This is a genomic window from Kitasatospora sp. NPDC098652 (genome assembly GCF_044760155.1).
Classification (GTDB): Bacteria; Actinomycetota; Actinomycetes; order Streptomycetales; family Streptomycetaceae; genus Kitasatospora.
In genome coordinates this window covers 396,749-413,718 of the sequence record NZ_JBIWAQ010000006.1, presented here as the reverse complement: position 1 = coordinate 413,718, position 16,970 = coordinate 396,749, and the positions used below count along the sequence as shown (strand labels likewise).

The window sequence follows — 16,970 nt, the reverse complement described above, 5'->3', positions numbered from 1 at the left end:
TCCGCCGCGAACGGAGCGATCTTCGCCTCGGCCAGCGAACGCACCGCCTCACGGAGCATCTCGTGCTCCTCGGAGATACGGAAGAGATCGAAGTCCTGGCTCATGATCGCCACTCCTGTTTCACGACGGTACTCAGTACCCTTCATTATGCACGTGCGTGGCAAAAAGGGAACTCAGTGCCTTCACAGGGCGGCACTGAGTTCCCTATCCTTTTCCTGCCGAACTACGCCGAACTGCTGACGTACCAGTGACGTACCGCTGGCGTACTTCTGCCGACAGAGCCGGTCCGAGCGCAGGGAGATGACAGCGTGGTCCACTCAGCCATCGATGCCGACACCCGGAGCACGACGCTGTACTTCCAGCGCTGTACCTGGTGCAACAACCCGACCTTCCAACGGCTGCTCTGCCCCACCTGCGGCTCCACCGAGCTGCGACTGGAGCCCAGCGAGGGCACCGGCGTGGTCCGGCGCTGCGCGGTCGAACAGGCCCGGACGCCCTTGGTCCGGCAGAAGTCGCTGATCCGGATGGAGGAGGGGTTCGACGTCTGGTGCATCGTGGACGGGATGCGCAGCACCGTCCCGGTCGGCACCCGGGTGCGGCTGTACTCCTCCCCCGACTCCGAGCAGCCCGAGCTGCGGCTGCTGCCGGTGGAGGAGCCGCCGCCGGTGCAGGACCTCGAACCGCGGCCGCTGCCGCCCACCAAGGGTGGTTTCACCCAGCACCTCGCGGCCTTCGCCGAATAGCCGGCGGAGTCGTCCCGGACCTCGGGCCCCGGACCTCGGTTCCCGGATCTGGGCCTCCATCTCGGGCCTCGGACCGGACCGGGGCGCGAGCGGCGGGAACGGGGAACGACGGAGGGCGTGGCACTCGGTACCGGGGTACCGAGTGCCACGCCCTCCGATCGTTGCGGGGTCCTCGCGGGGGATCAGCCCTTGCGGGACTTCACCTCGGCGGTGAGCTGCGGCAGCACCTCGAAGAGGTCGCCGACCACGCCGTAGTCGGCGAGCTCGAAGATCGGGGCCTCGGGGTCCTTGTTGACGGCCACGATGGTCTTCGAGGTCTGCATGCCGGCCCGGTGCTGGATGGCGCCCGAGATGCCGTTGGCCACGTACAGCTGGGGCGAGACCTGCTTGCCGGTCTGGCCGACCTGGGAGCTGTGCGGGTACCAGCCGGCGTCCACGGCGGCGCGCGAGGCACCGACGGCCGCGTCCAGCGCGTCCGCGAGCTCCTCGACCACGCCGAAGCCCTCGGCGGCACCGACGCCACGGCCGCCGGAGACCACGATGGCGGCCTCGGTCAGCTCGGGGCGGCCGGTGGAGACGCGCGGGGTGCGCGAGGTGACCTTGGCGGCGTTGCCGGTGAACTCCACCGACACGTTCTCCACCGCACCGGCGGCCGCGACGGCCTCCGGGGCGACGGCGTTCGGCTTCACGGTGATGACCGGCACGCCGTTGCTCACGCGGGAGTCGACGGTGTACGAGGCGGCGAACACCGACTGGGTGGCGACCGGGCCCTGCTCGCCGGCGCGGACGTCCACCGCGTCGGTGATGATGCCGGAGCCGAGGCGCAGCGCCACCCGGGCGGCGACCTCCTTGCCCTCGCCGGAGGAGGTGACCAGCACGGCGGCCACGTCGTTGGCCTTGGCGATCTGGGCCAGGGCGTCCACCTTCGGGACGACCAGCTGGTCGGCGAACTCGGCGCCGTCGGCGACGTACACCTTGGCGGCACCGAACTCGGCGACCTTGGCGGCGATGTCGGCGGCCGCGGCACCCGCGCCCAGCACGACGGCGGACGGCTCACCGATGCGGCGGGCCAGGGTCAGCAGCTCCAGGGCGGGCTTGCGGACCGCACCGTCGGCGTGGTCCACCAGGACGAGAATCTCAGCCATTGCTCTATGTCTCCGTGTTCAGCGGGATCGGCTGGATCAGCCGGATCGGGGTCGGGGCGGGGCGGACTAGATGAACTTCTGGTCGGCCAGGAACGCGGCGAGCTGCTTGCCGCCCTCGCCCTCGTCCTTGACGACCGTGCCCGCGGTCCGCGCCGGACGCGCCGCCACCGAATCGACCGCCGTCCACGAACCCGCCAGACCGACCTCGTCCGCCTCGATGCCCAGGTCGTCCAGGTCCAGCGACTGCACCGGCTTCTTCTTCGCCGCCATGATCCCCTTGAACGACGGGTACCGGGCCTCACCCGACTGGTCCGTCACCGACACCACCGCCGGCAGCGCCGCCTCCACCAGCTCGGTCGCCGCGTCACCGTCCCGACGGCCCTTCACCACACCGCCCTCGACCGACACCTCGGACAGCAGCGTCACCTGCGGCACACCCAGCCGCTCCGCCAGCAGCGCCGGCAGCACACCCATCGTGCCGTCCGTCGACGCCATCCCACCGATCACCAGGTCGAACCCGGTCTTCTCCAGCGCCTTCGCCAGCACCGCCGACGTCCCGATCACATCCGAACCGTGGATGTCGTCGTCGTTCACGTGCACGGCCTTGTCCGCACCCATCGACAACGCCTTGCGCAGCGCGTCCTTCGCATCGTCCGGACCCACCGTGAGCACCGTCACCTCGGCACCCTCGTTCGCCTCGGCGATCCGCAGCGCCTGCTCCACGCCGTACTCGTCCAGCTCCGACAGGAGGCCGTCCACACCCTCCCGGTCCGTGGTGTGGTCGTCCGCGAAACGACGGTCACCCGTCGCATCCGGCACGTACTTCACACAGACAACGATCCTCAAGCTCATGAGCGGTTTCTCCTGTCACGGGTGCACGGATGCACTGGATCCATGGCCTCAGGTCAGGCCGAGGGTACTGAGTGCCAATCCCGGCCCGGCCGCGACCCACGTGCCGCAAGCGCCACCTGGACCGGCATGCCGGGTCGGCTGTCTGCGACTGGCATCAGAGGCTCCACCGAGAGAATACGGCACTCAGTACCCCTGGTAAAGGCACTCAGTACCCTACCCGGTGTCCGGGGCCACCCGTCGGGGCGGCAAGCGGGCACAAGGTTTCCGCAAGGCCCCGCCAGGTCTCGTCAATGAATCCACCAACCGGCCGCGGGAACATCGGCGGCGGGGCTCGTCGACGGCCCCGACCTGCGATCAAGGAGGGGGAACGGAATGACCTTGGTGCACGGGGAACAGGACATCACGACCGCTCACGGGACGCACGACAGCCCGACCTGGGGCAGCAACGGGCCGTGGGAGACCATGCCGGACCGCAAGCGGGTGCTGGTCGTCGCCCAGACCGTGGTCTACGCCCAGCGACTGCACGACTTCTACTCCCTGCTCGCCTCCGACCTGCGGATCCACGTGCAGTTCACGGTGGCGCCGCACGTGTTCAACCGCGGCGCGGCCGAGGGCCTGCTCGCCCTGGGTGCCACCGTGCTGCCCTGGGAGCAGGCCGTTCGACGCGAGTTCGACCTCGTCCTGGCGGCCGGCTCGCAGGGGATGGAGCAGCTGAACGGGCCGGTCGTCCGGCTCCCGCACGGCGCGGGCAACATCAAGCTGTCCCGGCGCAGCGGACCGGACGGCGAGCGGGCGGCCATCGGACTCGGCCCGGACCACCTGTGCTGGGAGGGCAGGATCGTCCCCAGCTCGTTCGCGCTGGCCCACCGGGAACAGCTGGACGAACTAGGCCGCAGCTGCCCGGAGGCCGTACCGATCGCTGAGGTGGTCGGCGACCCCTGCTACGACCGGATCGCCGCCGCGCTGCCGCACCGGGAGCACTACCGGGCGGCCCTGGGACTGCGACCGGGGGAGAAATTCGTCCTGGTCTCCTCCACCTGGGGGGCCGGCTCGCTGTTCACCCGGCTCGACGCCGTCCTGCCCCGGCTGACCTCCGAGCTGCCCCGGTCGGGCTACCGCACCGCGCTGCTGACCCATCCGAACATCTCGGCGGCGCACAGTCCCTGGCAGGTGCGGTCCTGGGCGACGGCCACCGCGGGCGGAGCCGTCTCGGTCGTCCCGCCGGAGGCGGACTGGCGGCCGCTGCTGGTGGCCGCCGACTACGTCATCGGCGACCACGGTTCGGTCACCCTCTACGGCGCGATGACCGGCGCCCCCGTCCTGCTGGCCGAGTACCCGCACCGGAACGTCAACCCGCGCTCGCCCTCCGCCCAGCTCGCCCGGACCGCGCCCGCGCTCGCCCCCGGATACCCGCTCACCGACCAGCTCGCCTACGCCGCGGAGCAGTACCGCCCGGAGGACTACGCGGCGATCGCCGACCGGATCAGCTCCGAACCCGGCCGCTTCGACCGCAACGCCCGTCGGCTGCTGTACCGGGTGCTCGGACTCGGCCAGCCCGCACACAGCCCGGTGCCGGCCACGCTGCCGTTGCCGGACCCGCTGGACGCCCCGTTCGCGCCGGACTCCCGGCGGGCCGGATGACCGCCGTCCTGCACACCGTACGGCTGGCGCCGCTCGCCGCCCCGCCGTCCGGTCGGCCCCCGGCGAGCCTGTTCGACGCCCGGGTCGTCTCCCCCGCCGGCGCCCGGCGCGTACTGCTGACCGCGGACCCACCCGCCGCACCGCACGACGGCCGGCCCCGGCCCGGCTTCGAGGTCGAGCACCTGGTGCTCGACCTCACCGAACCGACCGCCCTGCGCTGGCGGCGGCAGGCCGACGTGCTCCACCTCGGGCTCCTGCCGGCCGCCGACATCGGCGCGCGGCTCGTCGAGGCGCTGTCCGCCCACCCCGGCTGCGCCGTCGCCACCGCCGAACGTCGTGGCGGAGCGGTGCTGCTGCTCGCCCGGACCGGGGCACGGCTCTTCCTGCGCCCCGCACCCGGGGCGCGCCGCACCGACGGTGCGCCGGCGCTGCCGCTGGCCCTCGGGTCGCTGGCGCACGCCTGGCTGGCGGCCGGTCGGGCGCTGACCGAGCTGGACCGGTTCGGCCCGTGCGCCCGGTTCAGCCGGACGGGCCGCCGGGACGCCCCTCGGGAACGGGGGTAGCGAGCCCGTACGCGGCGAGGCGGTCCGCCAGTCGGGCCGCCTCGGCCGCGGCACCCACGTCCTGGTAGCGGGCCCGCGACTGCTCGAACCGGGCGCGCGCCGCCTCCGGGCGGCCGCGCCGTTCCTCGACCTGGCCGGCGAACTCCAGCGTCCGGGCCTCCCAGTGCACCGACAGCGCGGTCCGGAACCCCGTGAGGGCGGATTCCAGGCAGACCTCGGCGTGGTCGTACGCACCCAGCAGGCCGTGCGCCAGTCCCAGGAAGGCCCTCGCCCGGGCCACCTCGTAGTCGTCCCCGATCGAGGACAGCTCACGGCCCGCCCGCTCCAGGAGCTCCACCGCCTCGCCCGCCCGGTCGGCCAGCAGCAGCACCTCGCCGTGAGCCAGCCGGGCCAGCGCCGAACCGCGGAGCTGGCCCTGGGCCTCCCTGAGCTCCACCACCCGGTGCAGGCACTCGGCCGCCTCCTCCAGCCGACCCGCCATCCGATGGGTCTGGCTCAGCCCGTACAGCGCGTTCGCCTGGACCAGCGGCTGGTCCCCCTCCCGGGCCAGGGAGAGGGCTGCGGCGAACCAGTCGGCCGCCTCCTCCGCGTCGCCCGCGTTCCGCAGGCCGTTACCGCCCGAGGTCAGCATCCGCAGCTCGCCGCCGCGGTCACCGACGGCACGGGCACCCCGCAGACCGATCCGGTGGGCCTCCACCCACAGCCGAGCCGGACGCAGCCGCAGGAACAACGGCCACATGGCGTCCGCGAGTTGCCAGGCGGCGGCGGGCCGGCCCAGCTCCTCGGACCAGCGCAGGAGGTCGGCCAGCCGGTCGCGCTCCTCGTCCAGCCATTCCAGCGCCCGGGTGGCGTCCACGAACTCGCGGGCCGGGTGCACGGGTCGGGTGAGGTAGTCGCGGGCGAGCGTGCGGTGGCTCGGCGAGACGACCGCCTCGGCGGCCGTGGTCGAGGCGAGGTACCAGTCGACGAGCCGGTCGAAGGCGGCCCCGGTGGCCGCGGTGCCCCGGTCCTCCGCCCCGTGCGCCCGGGCGTGCAGCCGGACCAGGTCGTGGAAGCGGAACCGTTCCGGCCCCCTCTCCTCCAGCAGGTGCACGTCGATCAGACCGTCCAGCAGCCGGTCCGCCCCCGACAGGTCCAGATCGGCGAGGACGGCGGCGTTCTCCAGGGTGAACTCGGCGAAGGGCAGCAGGCCCAGCAGTCCGTACAGCCGGGCGCTCGCCGGCTCCAGCACTCCGTAGGAGGCGTCCAGCAGTTCCTGCACCGTCTCGCCCTCCACGTCCAGCACCGCCAGCCGGTCCGCGCCGCGGCCCAGCTTCTCGGCGGTCGCCGCCAGCGACTGGGCCGGCCGCGCCGCGATCCGCGCCGCCGCCAGGCAGATCGCCAACGGCAGCCCGGCACAGGCATCCACCACCTCGGCCGCGGCATCGCTCTCGTCCGCCACCCGGCGCTCACCGACCCGCTCGGCGAGGATCTCCTTCGACGCCTCCGGCGCGAGCGGCTCCAGCCCCCGGAACACCGCGCCGTCTATCCCCAGCCCGGTGAGCCGGCGCCGACTCGTCACCACGACCACGGTGCCGTCCGAGCCCGGCAGCAGCGGGCGGACCTGCGCGGCGGTCGAGGCGTTGTCCAGCAGCACGGAGATCCGCCGCTCGGCCGCCACCGAGCGCCACAGGGCCACGCCCTCCTCCAGACTGGGGGGCGCCGGTGAGATGCCGAACGCCCGCAGGAACGCGCCGAGCGCCTCGGCCGGGTCGGCGGGCCCACCCGGCGCGTACCCGCGCAGATCGGCGTACAGCTGGCCGTCCGGGAAGCGCCCGGCCAGACCGCGCAACCACTGGGCGGCGAGGGCCGTCTTACCGACTCCGGCCGGTCCGGTCACCACGACGGTGGCATCCGCCGCGCCGCCGTCCTCGCTCAACACCTGGTCCAGCGCCGCCAGATCGGCACACCGTCCGATCAACCGCCTTGGACCTGGCGGCAGTTGGCGTGGTGTCGGCAACAGCGGCCGGGCTACCAGATGCACCCCGCCGTTGATCGTGCCCGCCTGCACCACCGAACCGCCGACCCCTCCGCCGGTCAGCGAGTTGCGCACGACCCCTGAGGGCAGGTCGGCGCCCGTCACGGGCAGCACCCCACCGCGGCCGGAATTGTCACTGGCTCCCCCTGCCTTCGACGAATTGACCCTTCCGCACTAGCAGATGACTTGTCGTCAAGTCGAGAACATTCCCAAAGGACCATCTCCCGAACCCCATCGTGGTATAGCCGATCGCCCCGGACGCGTGCCATGCTCACCCGCGACACGGCAAGCTGGTAGCCAACCGGCGGGGGGCGTCGCATGCGGATCCATCTCCTGGGTTCAGTTGAACTGTCGGTGAACGGAGAGCCGTTGGCACTCCACTCCGACAAACGGAGGCAGTTGCTGGCCGCACTCGCCATGGAGCTCGGAAGGCCGCTCTCCCATACGTCGCTCGCACACCGACTGTGGGACGAGGAACCACCGCCCAGCGCACTGACCAGCCTGTACAGCCACGTTTCCCACCTCCGCGCGCTCCTGAGACGCGCCGCCCGCGCCGCCGGGACGGAAAGCCCCGGGGAAGTGCCCACGATCGACACCCGATCGCACACGTACACCCTGCGGGCGGACCCCCAACTCATCGACTGGCACCGATATCTGGACCTGTCCCAACGAGCCGGACTGCTCGCCGGTAACGGACAGGAGCACCAGGCCAGAACCGTCCTCAGCCGCGCCGAGGAACTCTGGGGCGGCGAACCCCTCGCCGGTCTGCCCGGCGACTGGGCCCGCACCACCCGCGCCACCATGGCCGACCAGCGCTTCGCCACCACCCTGCAACGGATCGAGCTCGACCTGCGGATCGGCCGCCACCACGAACTGATCCCCGAACTCACCGCCCTGCGCGAGGACCGCCCCACCGACGAACGCCTGGCCGGTCACCTGATGACCGCACTCCACGCTGCCGGTCGCCAGGCCGACGCCCTGGCCGTCTACCCCGCCGTCGTCCGGCTGCTGCGCACCCGCCTCGGCACCGACCCCGGCGAGGAACTCACCCGACTGCACCGGCTCATGCTCAACGGCGAACCCCTGCCGGGCACACCCGGACGGGCGGAACTCGTCCGGGCCGCCGACTCCCCTACCGAGGTCGCCGTGTCGACCCCCGGCGCCCCGGGACGGCACCGGATGATCGGCAGACGGGACGACCTGCGCCGTGTCCTGCCCGGCGCCGCCGCCGCTCGGGGAGGGGTCGTCACCGTCTCCGCGATCCTCGGCATGCCCGGCGTCGGCAAGACCACCCTCGCCCTGCACGCCGCCGACCTGATGCGCGAGCACTTCCCCGAGGGGTACGTCCACCTCAACCTGCGCGCCCACGTCGGCAACCAACCGCCACTCACCCCGGAGGCCACCGGCGCCCTGCTGCTCAGACGCCTCGGCGTGCCCGCCACCACCATCCCGCTCGACGCCGACGAGGTCTTCGCCCTCTGCGCCGAGACCCTCTCCACCCGCCGGGCCGTCCTCGTCCTGGACGACGCCGCGAACGCCTCCCAGATCCGCCCGCTGCTGCCACCCGCGCCGGCCGCCCTGGTCATCGTCACCAGCCGCCAACGACTCGCCGAACTCCCCGGCTCCCGGCCGGTCTTCCTGGACGTCCTGCCGGTCGACGACGCCGTCGCCCTGTTCACCGACCTGGTCGGCCCCGAGCGCTCGACGGACCGCGACCGCGTGGTCGAGATCGTCAACCGCTGCGGCCTCCTCCCGCTCGCCATCGAACTCGCCGCCAGCCGCCTCCGGGCCCGCCCGTCCTGGACCCTCGACCACCTCGCCCGACGCCTCTCCCGCAGGGGCCGCCTCGCCGAGATCCGCAGCGGCTCGGACAGCATCGCGCGCGCCTTCGAGGTCTCCTACCAGTACCTTCCGCCGAGCCAGCGATCGGCCTTCCGGCTGCTCGGCCTGTATCCGGGACCGGACTTCGGAGTGCACGCGGCGGCGGCACTGCTCGGGCGCACGGTGGACGAAACCGACCAGGTGCTGGAGGCATTGCTGAACTGCCACCTCCTCATCGAGATCACGCCCGAAAGGTACCAACTTCACGACCTTTTACGGGATTTCGCAGTGGCCCTGGGGGTCGAGGACGACCTCCGGGAATCGTCGGTCGACCGACTGCTCCGCTTCGCTCTGAGTGCGGCCGACCAGGCGGATCACCTGCTCTATCCGCGCAGGTCGAGAGCCAAGCGGCTGACTGATCATCAATTTCATGATCTGGAAGCCATCCTGGCGGATATGGCGATGGATTCGGCCGAATCGGCCAGGGCCTGGCTGGAGGCCGAGATCGCCACGCTCATCGCCCTCGCCGCCCACGCACATCGCGTCGGCCGCGCGGAGACCGGCGCACGGCTCGCCCACGTGCTGGCCGGCCACCTGGACGCCGAGGCGTACTGGAGCGAGGCCCAGGACATGCACCGCGCCGCGGCCGCCCTGTGGCAGTCGCAGACGAACGACCTCCAGGAGGCATGGGCGCTGAGCGACCTGGGGGCGACACTCGCGAACGCCTCCCACTACGACCCCGCGGTCGAGGCCCTGGAGCGCAGCCTGGCCCTCGCCCGCCGCGAGGGCGACCCGGACGCCACCGCGAACGCGCTGGGCCTGCTCGGGCGACTGAGATGGAACCAGAGCCGACTCCACGAGGCGCTCGCGCTGCAGGAGGAGGTGCTCGCCATCCGGGTCCAGCAGGAGGATCAGCTGAATGCCGCACGCTGCCTCGCCAACATAGGAATCCTGCACCGCTCGGTGGGGAATTCGGAAGCGGCGCAGGCCGCCTATGAAAGCGCCCTCCCCTGTGCCCGGGATTTCAATGACCGGGTTCTCGAGCTCCGCATACTCAACAATCTCGGAGAGCTCCACTCCAGCTCCGGGAGAAATGCGGAGGCACGCAGCACCTTCGAGCGGATCCTGGAAATCGGAGACGGCCTCATGCCACCGGTGGACCTGTCCGTGGTACGCGTGAACCTGGCCGGAACACTGAGAATTCCCGCCGAACTCGACCGCGCCCTTTCGCTCCACCGGGCTGCCTTGACCACATTTCGCGAGGTCGGCAGCGTCCGCTACGAGGCGGACGGCCTGAACAGCCTCGGTCAGACCATGTCGAGCGCCGGCCGACACGAGGAAGCCCTGGACCAGCACGCGACAGCCCTCCAACTGGCCCGCTCCATCGGTGCCGCGCGGGAGGAAGCAGCAGCCCTGCGCGGCCTGGGCCGCTGTGAGGCGGCACTCGGAAATGCGACTGCCGCCCGCGCGCAGCTGACCGCCGCCATTCATCTGGCCGAGCAGGTCGACATCGCGGACGAGGCGGCACTGGCCCGCTCGGCACTCGCCAACCTCGAGCCGAAGTCTTCAAATAATCTCCACTCCTGAAACTTCGTTCGTACATCGGCCAACCGTTTGACAGGAGCAATGGCGTTTGGCCTATCATCTGCCCCGACCGGCGATCTTGCGCCGCCCGAATTCCAGGCAGAGAGCCACGAAGCACGATGAACATGTTCATGCACATCTTCATGATCGCCGCTTCCATGCCGCTGTGGTGCTAGGCATGTAGGGCGACGGCTGCCTCTCCCGTGTAGACGCTGAAAGTCAACGACTCCTGCAGATAGAGCCGTACCGAGTCAGCGTCGTGGGAGAGGTAGCCGACGGAAACGTCCTGCCCGAGGAAGAGTTCGAAATCGCCTCCCCGGGTGGAGAGCAGGAAGGCCCCTTCGATCGCGGGGGCCCAGATGATGTCCCCGTCGAGCAGCCGGGCCAGGTGGTTGTGGACGGGATGGCCGTGGTCCGTGATCTCGTTCACCGCGGTGTACGCCTCGGCGCCGAGCAGGAGCGAGTAGGGTCCGCCGACGCCGGCGAGGCGGAGGGCGGTGAGGGCCTGGCTGACCGCCTCGGGGTATTCGCGGACGTCCGGGGGGAGTTGGACCGGCGGGTTGGTGGAGTCGGCGCGGATGCCCTCGATGTGGGCGGCGGGGTAGCCGTCGAAGACGGTGCGGTCCTCGGCGCGGGCGAGGGTGCGGGCGGCGTCCTTGACGGGTTGCCAGTCGGAGTCGCGGGAGCCGCGTTCCACGTCGTCGACGGCGGATCGGCTGACGGTGAAGGGGACCCGGAGTTCGACCACCGGGCGGCTGGTGCGGGCGTGGGCCTGGACGCCGTCGAGGGGTGGGTCGATGGTGGTGAGGTGGCCGGTGCCGACGGCGGCGAGGGTGGGGCCGTCGGGGCCGTTGAGGTCGACCACGCGGCGGCCGGCGATGTGCAGTTTGAAGGTCTGCCGGGCCTCCTCCTCGATCTCCTCCCAGGCGGCGGCGGAGACGGGGGCGAGTTCTCGGTGCAGGTTGCTCATGGTGCGGGTCCTGTTCAGGAGGTCGGCTGTTCAGGAGGCGGCTGGTTCGGGCGGTCGCCGGTTCGGGCGGTGGCCGGTGCGGGCGGCGGCTGTTCAGGAGGTCGGTTTGAGGCTGCCGATGCCGAGGGAGCCGTCCGGGTGGGCCGGGGGCAGGGGCGGGGGCGGGGGCGGGGCGGCCGGGGGCGGAGAGTCCAGGAGGTCGGCGGTCGGGACGAAGAACAGCGAACCGGTGACGGCGGTGGAGAAGTCGAGCAGCCGGTCGGTGGTGCCGGGCGGGCGGCCGAGGAACATGTTGCGCAGCATCTCCTCGGTGACCCCGGGGTCGCGCGCGTAGCCGATGAAGTAGGTGCCGAACTCGCCGCTGCGGTCGAAGGATCCGAAGGGCATGTTGAACCGGAGGATCTTCCGCTCGGCGCCGTCCGGGCCGGTGATCACGGTGAGGGCGACGTGCGAGTCGGCGGGTTTGACGTCGTCGTCCAGCTCGATGTCGGTGAGCTTGGTACGGCCGACGGCCCCCTCCTGCTGCTCGACGCTGAGCGCGTTCCACTTGTCGAGGTCGTGCAGGTACTTCTGGACGATGACGTAGCTGCCGCCGGCGAAGCCCGGGTCCTCCTCCCCCACCACGACGGCGGTCTCGGCCGCGCGGCCCTCGGGGTTCTCGGTGCCGTCGACGAAGCCGAGCAGGTCGCGCTCGTCGAAGTACTTGAAGCCCTGGACGGAGTCGACCACGGTGGCCGCCCCGGCGAGCCGGTCGACCAGGCGGCTCGCGAGTTCGAAGCAGAGGTCCATCCGTTCGGCCCGCAGGTGCAGCAGCAGGTCGCCGGGGGTGGCCGGGGCACGGTGGCGGGGGCCGGCCACCTCCTGGAAGGGGTGGAGTCCGGCGGGACGGGGGCCGGTGAAGAGCCGGTCCCAGAGGTCGGAGCCGATGCCGGTGACGCAGGTGAGGCTGCCCTCGGGGGCCCGGAAGCCGACCGCCCGGCGCAGTCCGGCGAGGTCGGGCAGCAGGTCGCGGACGGTGGGCTCGCCGCCGGGTTCCACGGTGAGGACCAGGAAGATCGCCGCACTGGTCAGCGGGGAGAGCACGGCTTGGGGTTCGGGCTGCACGGCGGGGTTCCTCCTCGGGAGGTTCGCAGGAGGCTCGCGGCGGGCTCTCTCGCTGGGCCGGGGGATGGACGGGTCGTGACAGATCGGTACCAATCTGATCATCCCGACGGCGACCTCGCACGGCGGACGGCCCCACCCGGCGGACGGTGCCCAGCCGACGGACGGTGCGCAGCCGACGGACGGTGCTCAGCCGGGCGCGGGAAATGGCGGAGGGGCGGGGCGCTCGGTCGCGCACCCGCCCCTCCGCCTGCCCGCGCCCCTCAGACCCGCAGCGCCGCCAGCTGCTCGGCGAACGGGACCACCTGCTCCGGCACCGCCGCCTCCGCCGCCGGGGCCCGCCCGGCCAGCAGGGCCGCCAGCTCGCCCGCCGCGCGGTCGATCCGGCCCGGCAGGCCGTCGGTGAGCGCGTCGCCCGCCGTGCCCCAGTCGTCGGTGGCCGCGTACACGGCGGTCGGCAGCACCACCGCGCGCAGGTAGCTGAACAGCGGCCGGACGGCGTGCTCCAGGGCGAGCGAGTGCCGCGGCGTGCCGCCGGTGGCGGCGATCAGCACCGGCTTGCCGGTGAGCGCGTCGTGGTCGATCAGGTCGAAGAAGGACTTGAACAGGCCGCTGTAGGAGGCGGTGAAGATCGGCGTCACCGCGATCACCGCGTCCGCTCCCGTCACCGTCCCGATCGCCCCGCGCAGCGCGGCGGCCGGGAAGCCGGTGACGAAGTTGTTGGCGATGTCCACGGCGAGGTCCCGCAGCTCGACGACGGCGACCTCGACCTCCCGACCCTCCAGCCCGAGCCGGCGCACGGTCGACTCGGCGAGCCGGTCGGCCAGCAGCCGCGTCGAGGACGGCTTGCTGAGGCCGGCGCTCACCACGGCCACCTTGAGTGCGGTCACTTGGCCACCTCCACGGTCTGCTCGTCCCGGGCCGCGACCAGCGCGGCGTGGGTCGGCCCGTCCGGGACCTGGGCCGGGCGGCCCTTGGCGAACTCCTCGCGCAGCACCGGCACGACCTCCTCGCCCAGCAGGTCCAGCTGCTCCAGCACGGTCCTGAGCGGCAGGCCGGCGTGGTCCATCAGGAACAGCTGGCGCTGGTAGTCGCCGAAGGTCTCGCGGAAGGTCAGCGTCTTCTCGATGACCTCCTGCGGGCTGCCCACGGTCAGCGGGGTCTGCTCGGTGAACTCCTCCAGCGAGGGCCCGTGCCCGTACACCGGCGCGTTGTCGAAGTACGGGCGGAACTCGCGCACCGCGTCCTGGGAGTTCCTCCGCATGAACACCTGGCCGCCGAGCCCGACCACCGCCTGCTCGGGGGTGCCGTGCCCGTAGTGGGCGTAGCGCTCGCGGTAGAGGTCGATCAGCTTCTGGAAGTGCTCCTTGGGCCAGAAGATGTTGTTCGCGAAGAAGCCGTCGCCGTAGTAGGCGGCCTGCTCGGCGATCTCCGGGCTGCGGATCGAACCGTGCCAGACGAACGGCGGGACGTCGTCCAGCGGGCGCGGGGTGGAGGTGAAGGACTGCAGCGGGGTACGGAAGCGGCCCTGCCAGTCGACGACCTCCTCGCGCCACAGCTGGTGCAGCAGCGCGTAGTTCTCGATCGCGAGCGGGATGCCCTGGCGGATGTCCTTGCCGAACCACGGGTACACCGGGCCGGTGTTGCCGCGGCCCATCATGAGGTCCACCCGGCCGTCGGCGAGGTGCTGGAGCATCGCGAAGTCCTCGGCGATCTTCACCGGGTCGTTGGTGGTGATCAGCGTGGTCGAGGTCGAGAGGATGATGCGGTCCGTCTGCGCGGCGATGTAGCCGAGCATGGTCGTCGGCGAGGACGGGACGAACGGCGGGTTGTGGTGCTCACCGGTCGCGAAGACGTCCAGGCCGACCTCCTCCGCCTTGCGCGCGATGGCCACCATCGCCTTGATCCGCTCGTGCTCGCTGGGGGTGCGGCCGGTGGTCGGGTCGGGGGTGACGTCGCCGACGGTGAAGATTCCGAACTGCATGCTGCTCACCACACTCCAGGAGGTCCAAGTCGTTCAACTTTCAACCACCCTAGCACGCGGCTGCGGATCGTTATTCCCGCGGTTCCCGCCGACAATGGAAGGCGGGCCCCGGCAACGGCCGGAGCCCGCGAAAGGACGGCGAGCCGATGGCGCCGTACATCGCGGTGAGCGCACTGAGCCACGAGGGCCTGGTGCGGGAGCACAACGAGGACAGCCTCACGGTCGGCCCGTGGACGCTCTGCGCCACCGTGACCACCAATCCGCAGACCCTGCTCTTCCCGCTCGGCCCGCCCTGCGTGGTCGCCGTGACCGACGGCCTCGGCGGCCACCCCGGCGGCGAGGTGGCCAGCGCCCTGGTCGCCCGCCGGCTCGCCGCCGCCGGGGGTGGACTGGACGGCGAGGAGGCCGTCCGGGAGGAGCTCCAGGAGTGCAACCGGGCGGTCTACGCGGCCGCCGCCGGGGAGCCGGAGCTGGCCGCGATGGGGACCACGGTCGCCGGGCTGGTGCTGCTGCCCGACCGGGCCGTGGTCTTCAACGTGGGCGACAGCCGGGTCTACCGGATCAGCAGTGACGGCCCCGAGCCGCCGCACACTGAGCCGCCCACTGAGCCGTCGGCGCAGGAGCGGTCAGCACGGGGACGGCCGGCACGGGAACGTCCGGGCCCGGCGCGGGAGACCCCGACGCAGAGCAGCCCGGCACCGGTGAGGCTGGAGCGGGTCAGCGTGGACGACAGCCCGCCGCTGCCACCCGGCCGGCGCACCACCCCGCTGGTCACCCAGACCCTGGGCGGCTCGCTCGGGCTCACCTTCGTCGAACCGCACGTACGGGTCGCGCCGCTCGCCGCCGGCGACCGCTACCTGGTGTGCAGCGACGGCCTGACCGACCCGGTGCCCGAGGAGGAGCTCGCCGAACTGCTCGCCCGCGCGGACGGGCCCTCCGACCGGGCCGACGGCAGGGCCGCCTTCGAGCTGTGGAAGGCGGCCGTCGAGGCGGGCGGCCCGGACAACATCACCCTGGCACTGGTGCGGATCGGCGAGTGATCGCGCGCGGCACCACCGGGGAACGCCGGAACGCCGTACTGATGGTTAATCAGTACGGCGTAACAGCAAGCGAGTTGAGCCACCGAAGGGCGGCACCGCCCTGCTACTTGCGCAGCAGCAGGATCACCCCGGCCGTCGCCAGGCCGACCAGCACGGCGGCCGCGCCGTACGCCAGGCGGTGCGCCTTCAGCACCGGCAGGAAGCGGTCCACCGCGTAGCGACCCGGGCCGGTCAGCGCCAGGGCGGCGGCGCCCGCCGTCAGCAGCAGCTCGTACTCGCTGCCCTTCGGGGCGAAGAAGCCGCCGCCCCAGGTGACGGCGATCGCGTTGACCATCGTGCCGACGATCGCGGCGCCCGCCAGCGGGGTCAACAGGCCGACAGCGAGGCCGAGTCCGCCCAGGACCTCGGTCAGGCCGGCCACCACGGCCATGGCGTTGCCGGCCGGGTAGCCGCTCATGGTGAAGAACTGACCGGTGCCGTCGATCCCGCCGCCCCCGAACCAGCCGAACAGCTTCTGGCTGCCGTGAGCGGCCATGGTCAGGCCGAGCGCCAGGCGCAGGAGCAGGAGTCCGGCGTCGTAGGCGTGCGGGGAGGTCGTCGCGGACCCGGAGCCGTCCCGCGCGAAGCGGGCGGCGAGGCCGGTCGGGCCGGTGGGACTGGTGGCGGCGGTCGTGCTCGGGCTGCTGCTCGGCATGCGCGTCTCCATCGATCGGGGTCGGTCGTAGGGGTGCGTGTGGTGATGCGGCCGGGCGGGGCGGAACACACCGCGCCTCTAGTTGAAACTTGAACCGGCTGCTCTCCGACCGTACCGTGGAGTTCGAATTTGAACAACTGACGGTGCATGGACGACTCGCGAACCCCACCGGGGCCGGGGCAGGGTGGAGACATGGCTCACCGCAGGCAACACCAGCCGGCCAAGCGGTCCGGCACGCCCTACCCCGAGGCACTCGCCGCCTTCGACGAGCGGGTCCGGCTGGTCGCCCCCAGCCACTGGGACTCCCCCACCCCGTGCGCCGACTGGACGGTGCGGGACCTGGTCAACCACCTCACCGCCGAACAGCTCTGGGTGCCCGACCTGCTGATGGGCGCCACCATCGCCGAGGTCGGCGGCCGCTACGACGGCGACGTGCTCGGCGACGATCCGGTCGCCGCCTGGAGCTCCGCCGCCGAAGCCGCCCGGCAGGCCTGGGAGGTGCCCGGCGCCACCGAACTCACCGTCCACCTCTCCTTCGCGGACGTCTCCGGGCAGTACTACCTGGACCAGCTCACCGCCGACCTGGTCGTCCACACCTGGGACCTCGCCGAGGCCATCGGCACCCGCACCCGCCTCCCGGCCGGCCTGGTGGACTTCGCGCTCGGCGAGATCGGCGGCTACGGCGACCTCTCCGGCAGCGGACTGTTCGACCCGCCGCTGCCGGTGCCCGCGGACGCCACCCCGCAGACCCGGCTGCTGGCCCTCACCGGACGGCGGGACGGCGGCTGAGCAGGGACTTTCCGTACGGAACCCGA

At 72.1% G+C, this 16,970-nt stretch carries 14 protein-coding genes and 1 pseudogene; 7 read left to right on the top strand and 8 right to left on the bottom strand.

What is annotated here, in order from left to right; translation table 11 throughout:
* Positions 1 to 308 precede the first annotated feature (308 nt).
* Positions 309 to 743, top strand: a complete 435-nt coding sequence (locus ACIQWA_RS17360; protein ID WP_360246213.1) for a hypothetical protein — start codon at positions 309 to 311, stop codon at positions 741 to 743.
* A 182-nt stretch (positions 744 to 925) separates the two neighbouring features.
* Here ACIQWA_RS17360 and ACIQWA_RS17355 read toward each other — a convergent pair whose 3' ends face one another.
* Entirely contained in the window at positions 926 to 1,888 is a 963-nt protein-coding gene (locus ACIQWA_RS17355) for an electron transfer flavoprotein subunit alpha/FixB family protein (RefSeq protein ID WP_402483292.1), read from the bottom strand.
* 66 nt (positions 1,889 to 1,954) lie between these two features.
* Positions 1,955 to 2,740: an electron transfer flavoprotein subunit beta/FixA family protein gene (locus ACIQWA_RS17350; RefSeq protein WP_387713836.1), complete on the bottom strand. Its 786-nt coding sequence runs from the start codon at positions 2,738 to 2,740 to the stop codon at positions 1,955 to 1,957.
* Between the two features lie 372 nt (positions 2,741 to 3,112).
* On the opposite strand from ACIQWA_RS17350, the gene ACIQWA_RS17345 reads away from it, so the two are divergent.
* Together ACIQWA_RS17345 and ACIQWA_RS17340 are read left to right on the top strand one after the other, a co-directional pair.
* A complete protein-coding gene (locus tag ACIQWA_RS17345) occupies positions 3,113 to 4,381 on the top strand; it encodes a hypothetical protein (RefSeq protein ID WP_402483290.1) in 1,269 nt (422 codons plus the stop codon).
* Positions 4,378 to 4,944, top strand: a complete 567-nt coding sequence (locus ACIQWA_RS17340; protein ID WP_402483288.1) for a hypothetical protein — start codon at positions 4,378 to 4,380, stop codon at positions 4,942 to 4,944. Before ACIQWA_RS17345 ends, ACIQWA_RS17340 begins: the two co-directional genes overlap by 4 nt.
* Here ACIQWA_RS17340 and ACIQWA_RS17335 read toward each other — a convergent pair.
* A complete protein-coding gene (locus ACIQWA_RS17335; protein ID WP_402483287.1) occupies positions 4,901 to 6,904 on the bottom strand; it encodes a tetratricopeptide repeat protein in 2,004 nt (667 codons plus the stop codon). The genes ACIQWA_RS17340 and ACIQWA_RS17335 overlap by 44 nt on opposite strands.
* A 375-nt stretch (positions 6,905 to 7,279) precedes the next feature.
* On the opposite strand from ACIQWA_RS17335, the pseudogene ACIQWA_RS17330 reads away from it, so the two are divergent.
* Positions 7,280 to 7,495 (top strand): annotated as a pseudogene (locus tag ACIQWA_RS17330) (winged helix-turn-helix domain-containing protein); the annotation flags it as partial.
* Positions 7,496 to 7,540: 45 nt separating this feature from the next.
* The gene (locus ACIQWA_RS17325; protein ID WP_402483333.1) at positions 7,541 to 10,369 is read left to right on the top strand and encodes an ATP-binding protein; all 2,829 of its coding nucleotides are present in this window, start codon (positions 7,541 to 7,543) and stop codon (positions 10,367 to 10,369) included.
* A gap of 169 nt (positions 10,370 to 10,538) precedes the next feature.
* Here the strand turns inward: ACIQWA_RS17325 and ACIQWA_RS17320 are convergent, their stop codons facing one another.
* From ACIQWA_RS17320 to ACIQWA_RS17305, 4 genes are all read right to left on the bottom strand, one after another.
* Positions 10,539 to 11,336 (bottom strand): family 1 encapsulin nanocompartment shell protein, encoded by a 798-nt coding sequence (locus tag ACIQWA_RS17320; RefSeq protein WP_402483284.1) that lies wholly within the window; start codon positions 11,334 to 11,336, stop codon positions 10,539 to 10,541.
* 93 nt (positions 11,337 to 11,429) lie between these two features.
* Positions 11,430 to 12,440 carry a Dyp-type peroxidase gene (locus ACIQWA_RS17315; RefSeq protein ID WP_402483283.1) on the bottom strand — a complete coding sequence of 337 codons (1,011 nt, stop codon included), beginning with the start codon at positions 12,438 to 12,440 and terminating at the stop codon, positions 11,430 to 11,432.
* Positions 12,441 to 12,700: 260 nt separating this feature from the next.
* Positions 12,701 to 13,327, bottom strand: coding sequence for an FMN reductase (locus ACIQWA_RS17310; protein ID WP_402483281.1), 627 nt, complete (start codon positions 13,325 to 13,327; stop codon positions 12,701 to 12,703).
* Positions 13,324 to 14,421, bottom strand: a complete 1,098-nt coding sequence (locus ACIQWA_RS17305) for an LLM class flavin-dependent oxidoreductase (RefSeq protein ID WP_402483278.1) — start codon at positions 14,419 to 14,421, stop codon at positions 13,324 to 13,326. The genes ACIQWA_RS17310 and ACIQWA_RS17305 overlap by 4 nt, the downstream gene beginning before the upstream one ends.
* A gap of 146 nt (positions 14,422 to 14,567) precedes the next feature.
* Here ACIQWA_RS17305 and ACIQWA_RS17300 point away from each other — a divergent pair, with 146 nt between their 5' ends.
* Positions 14,568 to 15,461: a PP2C family protein-serine/threonine phosphatase gene (locus ACIQWA_RS17300; protein ID WP_402483274.1), complete on the top strand. Its 894-nt coding sequence runs from the start codon at positions 14,568 to 14,570 to the stop codon at positions 15,459 to 15,461.
* A gap of 103 nt (positions 15,462 to 15,564) precedes the next feature.
* Here ACIQWA_RS17300 and ACIQWA_RS17295 read toward each other — a convergent pair whose 3' ends face one another.
* Entirely contained in the window at positions 15,565 to 16,155 is a 591-nt protein-coding gene (locus tag ACIQWA_RS17295) for a DoxX family protein (RefSeq protein WP_402483271.1), read from the bottom strand.
* A gap of 192 nt (positions 16,156 to 16,347) precedes the next feature.
* Here ACIQWA_RS17295 and ACIQWA_RS17290 point away from each other — a divergent pair, with 192 nt between their 5' ends.
* Positions 16,348 to 16,944 carry a TIGR03086 family metal-binding protein gene (locus ACIQWA_RS17290; protein ID WP_402483270.1) on the top strand — a complete coding sequence of 199 codons (597 nt, stop codon included), beginning with the start codon at positions 16,348 to 16,350 and terminating at the stop codon, positions 16,942 to 16,944.
* Positions 16,945 to 16,970: the final 26 nt, after the last annotated feature.